Genomic DNA, 8976 nt, shown 5'->3' with positions numbered 1-8976 from the left:
CGCCTCGGCAACCCCGCCGCGCCACCGCAGCGTGGCCGCGGCCCACTCCGCGCCCAGCAGCTCCTCCACCCCGGTCCAGCCCGTGGTGGACAGACCCGCCCCGGCCCAGGCCGGCTCCAGGGCACGCCGCACCACGACGGCCAGCCGCTCCGGATCGGCACCCTCCCGGGCGTAACCGTCCTGGCAGACCCCGCAGAAGCAGAGCGACATCAGGTACGACGCCGCGTCTCCGAGGGCGACACCGGCCACCTTGTCGTGGGCGTGCAGATGCGCGAACCCGTACCAGCCGCAGGACTCCAGCTCGGTGCCCTCCGCCCCCGGCCGCACCGCGGCCTCGGCCGCCAACTCCACCAGGTAGGAGCGGACCTCGGGGCGGGCGACGCACGGCGCCCACGGGTACCGGTCGCCGTACACGTTCGTCACGCAACTGCCCGGATGCTCCGCGCCCAGGCGGGAGTTGTGCGCGAGCACCACCCAGCTGTGCACCTGGAGACCCGCGTCGGCCAGCGCCTGCGCGGCCTCCGCGTACGGGTCGTCCGAGGCCATCCAGGTCTGCCGGAACGGACGCAGCTCGTGAGCCGCCCAGCGCCCGGCGTCCGGCGGGTAGAGCACCGCGGCGTGCTCGGCGGTGACCACGCGATGACCGGGGTGTCGAGGCGTCACCGCCCGCGTGGAGTGGTAGGCACTGGCGAGCGTCACCTGCTGCACACCCAGGTCGGCGACGCGGCCCGGTGCGTCCGGATCCCCGACGACGTCCCAGGGATAGAGGAAGACGGAGGTCTTCATGCGGCTCCTACGGCAGGGCACGACCGCTGCTCCTGGCCTCGGTCGGCGAAGGGTGGACGGTGGGTGCGGCCGGCACCGGGCCGGCGACACGAGCCGGGCGAACGCCGGGACGGACCCGGAACGGATGGGGCGGACGGGCACGTTGCGCGCCGCGCGACCGGTGTTTCGGGGAGCGACGCGCCGAAGACGCGGTGACGGTGTACCGGCGACGTGCCGGCGGTCCGCCGGGCGGTCCCGGGGCGCGGGACGACCGTCCCGACGTGCGGGCTCCCAGTCGGCGGATGCCCGCCCCGGACCGCGCACGCGCGCCCGTCGAGACGCCGCCGTGCGCGGCGGCGTCACGTTAGGACGGCCCGACACCGCAGGTCAAGACGGTGCGGATCGGACCCGTACGGCAATCCGGCCGTGAACGTACCCGCCCGGGTCGACACTTGACGGGGCTCCCCGACGCTTCCTAGCTTGTCCGTTGCATGCGAACGTCATCCATCGGCGTGACGCCCTCCGCGCCGGATCCCCCGGCGCGCCGCAAGCCGTAGGTTCCGTGTGCACGCGCAACGTCCGCACACCTCCCGCCCCACTCGCACGCCGCCCCACCGGGCCCCTTCCGCCGGCTCCCGGAACGCCGTCCGCGGCGCCGTCCCGTCGCCCACCGCGCGTCCCGTCCCGGCAGGACGAGCCCCCAGCCCGCTCCGTCCGCTTCCACCCCGGCACTCGCATCACCACCGAGGAGAGTCCCCGCATGCCCGCTCCCCGCACCGTCCTGCTCACCGGCGCCGCCGGCGGCATGGGAACCCTGATGCGGGGACTGCTGCCCGCCTACGGGTACGAACTCCGCCTGCTCGACGTCGCCCCCATCGCCGACGCCCCCGACGCGATCACCGCGGACCTCGGCGACAAGGAGGCGCTGCGGGAGGCGGTGCGCGGCGTCGACGCGGTCATCCACCTTGCCGGCATCTCGCTGGAGGCCCCCTTCGAGATGATTCTGCATGCGAACATCGCCGGCACGTACAACCTCTACGAGGCCGCGCGCGAGGAAGGAGTGCGGCGCATCGTCTTCGCCTCCTCCAACCACGCCACCGGCTACACGCCCCGCCCGCAGCCGGGCGAACCGCTGATCCCCGTGGACACCCCGCGCCGCCCCGACACCTTCTACGGCCTCTCCAAGTCCTTCGGCGAGGACCTCGCCCAGCTCTACTGGGACCGGCACGGCATGGAGACGGTCTCCGTCCGCATCGGCTCCTGCTTCCCGGAACCCACCTCCGTGCGCATGCTGTCGCTGTGGATGAGCCCCGAGGACGGCGCCCGGCTCCTCCACGCGGCGCTCACCGCCGAGGACGTCGGCCACACCGTCGTGCACGGCTCCTCCGACAACACCCGCCTGTGGTGGGACCTGACCACCGCGCGGGCCCTGGGCTACGAACCGCAGGACGACTCCGAGCGGTTCGCCGAGAAGATCATCGCCGAGCACGGCGAACTGGACCCCGGCAACCCGGAACACACCTGCCTCGGCGGCCACTTCGTGACCAACCCGACGCTCTGGCCGCACCCCGCGAACTGACCCGGCCCCGGCGACCGCGCGGGCCGTCTCCGATCCGCGTCAAAAATATCTCGGCACCCGGCAGCAACCTTTCTGCCATGGGCGGCGACCAGGCAGTGCAACACCCCATCGCACCGCGACGGGAGACCAGGGACGGCACGGACCGGCGCCCCGCGCCGACCCGGGCACGTCCCCGGTGGAACGCACCCGGTGCGGCCCACCGGCCAAGGGGAGACGCCCGCTGCTCCCCGCGGGCACCACCTCCCACGGAGCCCCCCACCACAAGGAGCCGACGCAATGACCGACTCTCCGCACACCCCGCTCACCGGCAGACGGCGAGTGATCGCCGGCGGCCTCGCCGCCCTCGCGCTCGCCGCCGGCACCCTCGTCTCCGGCCTGACACTGCCCACCGCCTCCGCCGCCACCTGGCCGTCCGCCAACGGCAACGAGCCGGTGAGCTCCACCAGGAGCATCTCCGGTTCCGTCGACGGAGGCATGAAGCGCTACTACGGCACCGGCGACCTCGGCAGCGGCAACCAGGACGAGGACCAGGGCCCGCTCTTCAAGCTCGCCGACGGCGCGACACTCAAGAACGTCATTCTCGGCGCCCCCGCCGCCGACGGCATCCACTGCTCCGGGAGCTGCACCCTCCAGAACGTGTGGTGGGAGGACGTCGGCGAGGACGCGGCCACCTTCCGGGGCAGCGGCAAGACCTACCGCGTGATCGGCGGCGGCGCCCGCAAGGCCTCGGACAAGGTCTTCCAGTTCAACGGCGGCGGCACCCTCACCATCTCGAACTTCGCCGCCCAGGACTTCAAGACCTTCGTCCGTTCCTGCGGCAACTGCTCCACCCAGCACAAGCGCACCATCAACGTCAGCAACACGGAGATCACCGCGCCCGGCAGCGTCATCGGCGGCATCAACACCAACTACGGCGACTCGCTGACCCTGCGCGGCATCACCATCGTCAAGGACGGCAGCAGGAAGATCGTGCCCTGCCAGAAGTACATCGGGAACAACCGCGGCGCCGAACCGCAGCAGAACGGCTCCGGCCCCGACGGCACCCACTGCAAGTACTCGGCCTCCGACCTCACCTACCGCTGAGCCGCAGTGGTGAGGCCGAACCCCTGACCACCGGTCCCCTCCGCGCCCTACCCGTGCGGAGGGGACCCGCGCGTGCCAAAGGCCCACAGTGGCGGAGGCCCGCTGACGGTCGGCGCCACCACCTCCGCCCAGACCGTCTTGCCACCGGGCAGATACGGCCGCACCCCCCACTCCGCGGCCAGCGCGTCCACCAGGAGCAAGCCGCGACCTCCCTCACCCGAGCCACGAACGAGCGCGGGCGCCCGCTCCCCCCGAGGGTCCGTCACCTCGATCCGGAGCCGACCGTCCGTCAGGAGGGTCAACCCGGTGCGGAAGCAGCGCCCGGCCACCCGACCGTGCAGCACGGCGTTCGCCGCCAACTCGGCGACCACCAGCTCCACCGTCCCCGTCTGCTCGCAGCCGCGTGGCCAACCCCACCGCACCACCTGCTCGACGGCGAGCAGCCGGGCAAGACGGGCGCCGCGCCTGGTGGCGCTGAGCAGCTGAGTGAACTGCGGTGGGGGAGTCGTCGATCGAGGCACGCGGTTCTTCACGGATTCAGTCGTCACGCCTCCAGAGTCGCTGCTGCCCACTACGCTGACCAGCAACGACAGCGGTACGTAGTGACCTGGTAACGCTGGACACCGCGACCCGTACCGCACGTACCCCTGCCCGGCAGGTCCGGATCGGTACGGCGGCACGAGGCGAGGAGGGAAACGGGGATGGCGGCAGAACTGTCGGACGCGATCGGGGACGACGGCGACGCGGAGGACGCCCACGACGTGTTCCGGGTGGTGGGCCGGCAGATCCGGCTGCTGAGGGAACGCGCAGGTCTCACCCAACGCGAACTGGGTGAGCAACTCGGATACAGCGAGGACCTGATCCGCTCCCTGGAACGAGGCCGTCGCACACCGCAGGCCGAGTTCCTCGACGCCGCCGACACCCTGCTGGAGGCGGGCGGTCTGCTCCGGGCGGCCACCGAGGACGTCGCCCGGGCGAAAGCCCGCTCCCGCGTCAGGCACCCGGCATGGTTCAAGGACTACGCCCGTCTTGAGGACCAGGCTGTCGAACTGCACGACTACAGTGCGCTGGCGCTGCCCGGTCTGCTCCAGACCGAGGAGCACGCCCACGCCGTCTTCGCCAGCAGGCAACCGCTTCTCCCTGATGACGTGGTTGAGCATCGAGTAGCGGCGCGGCTCGAACGACAGCGCATCCTGACCCGTTGGCCGCCTCCGCTGACGACGTTCACCATCGAGGAGTCCGTGCTCCGCCGACCGGTCGGCGGGCGTGCTGTCCACTGCCGGCAGTTGAAGCAACTGCTGGCAGTGGCCGCGTTGCGGTGCGTGGAGTTGCAGGTGATGCCGAACAGTTGCGAGGAACACCCCAGCCTGGGAGGCCCGTTCATCCTGCTCACCCCGAAGGGGCGTGCTCAGGTCGGTTATTTGGAGATTCAGAACACCAGCAAGCTGGTCACCGACCCTGAAGAAGTACGTATGCTGGCCGCGAGGTACGGGAGTATCCGCGGCCAGGCACTCAACCCGCGCGAGTCCCTGGCGCTGATCGACAGGATCCTGGGAGAGCAATGAGCACTGAGCAGTGCACCGGGCATGCGCACCTCCCTTGGCGCAAGAGCAGCTACAGCAGCGGTGAAGGAGGCGCCTGCATAGAGGTGGCGGCCACGGAGGTGGCCGTCCTGGTCCGTGACTCGAAGGACCTGTCCCGGCCTCCGCTCACCGTGGGCCGTGCCGGCTGGGCGCACTTCGTCCGCCACACCGCCGACGGCTGACCTCGCTCGCTCCGCATAGCGTTCGTCATCGAGCGTGACGAGTGGGTGATCGCGGGCCTGCTCGGACGCCGACGCGTCCTGTGACGGCATCCTCACCGCCCCGGCCCTCATCGCGGTCCGCAGGGCTCGCGTCCGCCGGACTGCGCGTCCAGCGCCCGGCCGCCCACCAGCCCTGAGCCGGCTGGTCACCGCCGTCTCAGCGCACCCGGCCCCGGGGCTTGAGCGCGACCGGCGGGAGTTCCGGGGCGGGGAGGGCGGCGCCGTCGTAGCCGTGCACCTGGCCGAACCGGGACCCCCGCGACCAGTCCGCACGTGCCTGGGCGATCTCCTCGTGCGTGCGGCCGATGAAGTTCCACCACATGACGATCTTCTCCGCGAAGGGTTCGCCGCCCAGCAGCATCAGCGCGCTGTCGCTGTCGGCGCGCAGCGCGAGTTCGCGCCGTCCGCAGCCGAGGTACAGCATGGAGTCCGGCTCGACGCGCACGCCGTCCACGTCGGCGGCGCCGGCCATGGACAGCACCGCGTACTCGAAGTCCGGGTCCAGCGGCAGGCGGGCGGTGGCTCCGGCGGTGAGGGCCAGGTCGGCGCCGACCAGCGGTGAGTACGTGCGGCCGGGGGAGCGGGCACCGTCGAGTTCACCGAGGACGACGGTGGCGCGCACCCCGGGCGCTGTCACCCGCGGCAGCTGCGCGTGGTGCTCGAAGGCCGGGTCGGTGTGCCGGTCGGCGTCGGGCAGCGCCACCCACAGCTGCGCGCCGTGCAGCAGCCGGCCGTGCTCGCGCGGCGACTCCTCGGAGTGCGAGATGGCCCGGCCCGCCGTCATCAGTCCCAGTTCGAAGGGCCGCACCTGCTGGAGGCTGCCCACGCTGTCGCGGTGCAGCACCTCCCCTTCGTGCAGCCAGCTGACGGTCTGCAGCCCGGTGTGCGGGTGCGGTGGTACCTGCATGCCCGGCCGGTCGGTGATGTCGTCCGGCCCGTACGTGTCGACAAAGCACCACGCGCCGACCATGCGGCGGCCAAGACCGGGCAGCAGCCGGCGCACCTGGGTCGACTCGCCGAGCGGCACGGTGCGGCCGGTCATGAGTTCGCGGACCGGTCGTGCGGCCACCCCGTCGAGTCCGCCGCACGCCCGCGCGGTCGGCCGGAGGTCAAGATCACTCATGTGCCCACGCTACGCCTGAGGGCCGACCACGGGAATGCCGAGCAGCGGAAATACGATGGCCGGGCACCATGCTGAAGCAGAAGCGCTGAGACGCAGCGCGACTTGCCTACTCTTTCGGGGAGAGGGCCATGACCACGCGACGTACACCGCTGCCGGGCGTCGGCGTCCAGTACGACCTGCAGACGCGGGGAGGCCGGCGCCTCTCCGTCGTCGTGCACCAGGACGGACGCCGCTTCATCGGCTTCTACGAGCCGGACGACCCGGACTCCTGCCGGGCCACCGTCGAGCTGAACGCCGAGGAGGCGGGCGCGCTGGCGACGCTGGTCGGGCCCGAGAACGGCGGCGTCGACGGGCTGCACTGCTCCGAGCTGGACCTGGACCTGGTCACCGAGCGCATCCCGGTCGACTCGAAGTCCCCCTACCGCGGCCGGCCGCTGGGCGACACCCGGGCGCGGACCAGGACCGGGGCGTCGGTCGTCGCGGTCCTGCGCCGCACCGGCGCCGAGCCCTCGCCGGGGCCGGGCTTCCGGCTCGAGGCCGGGGACACGCTGGTCGTGGTGGGCACCAGAGAAGGCGTCTCCGACCTGACCGACATCATCGCCGGGGGCTGACCGAGTGCACGACACCACGATTCTCCTGATCGAGCTGGGCGCGGTGATTCTCGGTCTGGGGCTCGTCGGCCGCTTCGCCGGGCGACTGGGTATGTCGCCCATCCCGTTCTACCTGCTGGGCGGCCTCGCCTTCGGCAACGGAGGCATTCTCCCGCTCAGCGCGAGTGAGGACTTCTTCGAGATCGGCGCCGAGATCGGCGTCATCCTGCTGCTGCTCATGCTGGGCCTGGAGTACAGCGCCTCGGAACTGGTCAGCAACCTCAAGACCCAGTACCCGTCCGGACTGGTCGACTTCGTGCTCAACGCGGTGCCGGGTGCGGTCGCGGCGCTGCTGCTCGGCTGGGGGCCGGTCGGGGCGGTGGCCCTGGCCGGCATCACCTGGATCTCGTCCTCGGGTGTGATCGCGAAAGTCCTCACCGAACTGGGACGGCTGGGCAACCGGGAGACCCCGGTCGTGCTGGGCGTCCTGGTCATGGAGGACCTGGCGATGGCCCTCTACCTGCCGTTGCTGACGACCGTCGTCGCCGGTGTGAGCCTGGCGAGCGGCAGCATCACGCTCGCCATCGCCCTGGGCACGGTCGGACTGGTGCTGTTCTTCGCCCTCCGGCACGGCCGGGTGATCAGCCGCGCCGTCTCCTCCGACAACGCCGAGACGCTGCTGCTGGTGGTGCTCGGGTTGACGCTGCTGGTCGCCGGAGTGGCGCAGCGCTTCCAGGTGTCGGCGGCCGTCGGCGCGTTCCTGGTCGGCATCGCCATCTCCGGGGAGGTCGCCCACAGCGCCCGGGCGATGCTGACGCCGCTGCGGGACCTGTTCGCGGCGGTCTTCTTCGTCTTCTTCGGCCTGTCCACCGTGCCGGCCAACATCCTGCCGGTGCTGGTGCCGGCGGTGCTGCTCGCCCTGGTGACGTCCGGAACGAAGGTCCTCACCGGCTGGTACGCCGCCGGGCGGGCCGGCATCAGCCCACGGGGACGGTTGCGGGCCGGCGGCGCGCTCGTCGCCCGCGGCGAGTTCTCCATCGTCATCGCCGGTCTCGCGGCCGGCACCGAACCGCAGCTGGCGCCACTGGCCACGGCCTACGTGCTGCTGATGGTGCTGCTGGGCCCGTTCACCGCGCGCTGGGCGGAACCCGCCGGACTGCGGTTGCTGGCGTGGGCGGGCCGGGACGTCCGTCCGGGCGGCTCCAAACCGTCGGCCGGCGTCGGGCCGCAGGGGGAGTCCGTGCCGCGGCTGTAGGTTCCCACAGCGAGGCGGCGCGGCCTGTGGTGGATCATCCGGGAACACTTCCGGCGCCCTCCGTGGGACACTCAAGTACGTGCGTTTTCTCCCCGGCGGCAGGTCGGGGGTCACACCTTTCGAACGACTGGGATGTTCAGCACGTGCGATTCCTCAACGATCAGCGGCCCGCCCACGACCTGACCTACGACGACGTGTTCATGGTCCCGAACCGCTCCTCGGTGGGCTCCCGGCAGGCGGTGGACCTCGCCGCACCCGACGGCACCGGGACGACCATCCCGCTGGTGGTGGCGAACATGACCGCCATCGCGGGCCGGCGCATGGCGGAGACCGTCGCCCGACGGGGCGGCCTTGTCGTCATCCCGCAGGACATCCCGCTGGACGTCGTCGCGGACGTCATCTCCTGGGTGAAGTCCCGGCACCTGGTGCTGGACACACCGATCGTGCTGGCGCCCACGGCCACCGTCGCCGACGCCCTGTCGCTGCTGCCGAAGCGGGCCCACGGCGCGGGCGTGGTCGTGGACGGCGGCCGACCGGTCGGCGTGGTCACCGACGCCGACCTGACGGGCGTGGACCGCTTCACCCAGCTGTCCGCGGTCATGTCGAGGGACCTGCTGCTGCTCCCCGCCGACATCGACCCGCAGGAGGCGTTCCACCGCCTCGACACCGCGCACCGCCGGATGGCTCCGGCCGTGGACGCGGACGGCCGCCTCGCGGGGGTGCTCACCCGCAAGGGCGCGCTGCGCGCGACGCTGTACACACCCGCCACCGACGCGG

10 protein-coding genes are annotated in these 8976 nt (G+C 72.0%); 7 read left to right on the top strand and 3 right to left on the bottom strand.

Translation table 11 applies throughout. The annotated features are described in order from the left end of the window. A partial coding sequence (locus ACYVE9_RS09085; protein ID WP_461027237.1) for a hypothetical protein occupies nucleotides 1–786 on the bottom strand: 786 nt, incomplete at its 3' end. A gap of 739 nt (nucleotides 787–1525) precedes the next feature. Here ACYVE9_RS09085 and ACYVE9_RS09080 point away from each other — a divergent pair. Next, nucleotides 1526–2344, top strand: a complete 819-nt coding sequence (locus tag ACYVE9_RS09080) for an NAD-dependent epimerase/dehydratase family protein (RefSeq protein ID WP_461027236.1) — start codon at nucleotides 1526–1528, stop codon at nucleotides 2342–2344. Between the two features lie 276 nt (nucleotides 2345–2620). Next, nucleotides 2621–3427 carry a pectate lyase gene (locus ACYVE9_RS09075; RefSeq protein ID WP_461027235.1) on the top strand — a complete coding sequence of 269 codons (807 nt, stop codon included), beginning with the start codon at nucleotides 2621–2623 and terminating at the stop codon, nucleotides 3425–3427. A 47-nt stretch (nucleotides 3428–3474) separates the two neighbouring features. Here the strand turns inward: ACYVE9_RS09075 and ACYVE9_RS09070 are convergent, their stop codons facing one another. Beyond that, on the bottom strand, nucleotides 3475–3975 hold the full coding sequence (locus ACYVE9_RS09070) for an ATP-binding protein (protein WP_461027234.1): 501 nt from the start codon (nucleotides 3973–3975) through the stop codon (nucleotides 3475–3477). Nucleotides 3976–4128: 153 nt separating this feature from the next. Between ACYVE9_RS09070 and ACYVE9_RS09065 the strand changes: the two genes are divergently transcribed. After that, entirely contained in the window at nucleotides 4129–4992 is an 864-nt protein-coding gene (locus tag ACYVE9_RS09065) for a helix-turn-helix domain-containing protein (protein ID WP_461027233.1), read from the top strand. Further along, complete coding sequence (locus ACYVE9_RS09060) at nucleotides 4989–5192, top strand: DUF397 domain-containing protein (RefSeq protein WP_461027232.1); 204 nt, start codon at nucleotides 4989–4991, stop codon at nucleotides 5190–5192. The genes ACYVE9_RS09065 and ACYVE9_RS09060 overlap by 4 nt, the downstream gene beginning before the upstream one ends. Nucleotides 5193–5388: 196 nt before the next feature. Here the strand turns inward: ACYVE9_RS09060 and ACYVE9_RS09055 are convergent, their stop codons facing one another. Then, nucleotides 5389–6354, bottom strand: a complete 966-nt coding sequence (locus tag ACYVE9_RS09055) for a pirin family protein (protein WP_461027231.1) — start codon at nucleotides 6352–6354, stop codon at nucleotides 5389–5391. 128 nt (nucleotides 6355–6482) lie between these two features. Here ACYVE9_RS09055 and ACYVE9_RS09050 point away from each other — a divergent pair, with 128 nt between their 5' ends. The 3 genes from ACYVE9_RS09050 to ACYVE9_RS09040 form a co-directional block, all read left to right on the top strand. Next, entirely contained in the window at nucleotides 6483–6965 is a 483-nt protein-coding gene (locus tag ACYVE9_RS09050) for a cation:proton antiporter regulatory subunit (RefSeq protein WP_461027230.1), read from the top strand. A 4-nt stretch (nucleotides 6966–6969) separates the two neighbouring features. After that, complete coding sequence (locus tag ACYVE9_RS09045; protein ID WP_461027229.1) at nucleotides 6970–8199, top strand: cation:proton antiporter; 1230 nt, start codon at nucleotides 6970–6972, stop codon at nucleotides 8197–8199. Nucleotides 8200–8342: 143 nt separating this feature from the next. Further along, nucleotides 8343–8976 (top strand): CBS domain-containing protein (locus tag ACYVE9_RS09040; RefSeq protein ID WP_461027228.1); only part of this gene is annotated, 634 nt, incomplete at its 3' end.

It is taken from the genome of Streptomyces sparsus (assembly GCF_054776295.1).
Note: the sequence above shows the minus strand (reverse complement) of the source record. Positions and strands in the feature narration are given on the sequence as shown.

Coding starts and splice junctions, on each gene's coding strand:
- ACYVE9_RS09050 (WP_461027230.1), top strand. CDS start 6,483: ATGACCACGCGACGTACACCGCTGCCGGGCGTCGGCGTCCAGTACGAC.
- ACYVE9_RS09065 (WP_461027233.1), top strand. CDS start 4,129: ATGGCGGCAGAACTGTCGGACGCGATCGGGGACGACGGCGACGCGGAG.
- ACYVE9_RS09075 (WP_461027235.1), top strand. CDS start 2,621: ATGACCGACTCTCCGCACACCCCGCTCACCGGCAGACGGCGAGTGATC.
- ACYVE9_RS09080 (WP_461027236.1), top strand. CDS start 1,526: ATGCCCGCTCCCCGCACCGTCCTGCTCACCGGCGCCGCCGGCGGCATG.
- ACYVE9_RS09055 (WP_461027231.1), bottom strand. CDS start 6,354: ATGAGTGATCTTGACCTCCGGCCGACCGCGCGGGCGTGCGGCGGACTC.
- ACYVE9_RS09060 (WP_461027232.1), top strand. CDS start 4,989: ATGAGCACTGAGCAGTGCACCGGGCATGCGCACCTCCCTTGGCGCAAG.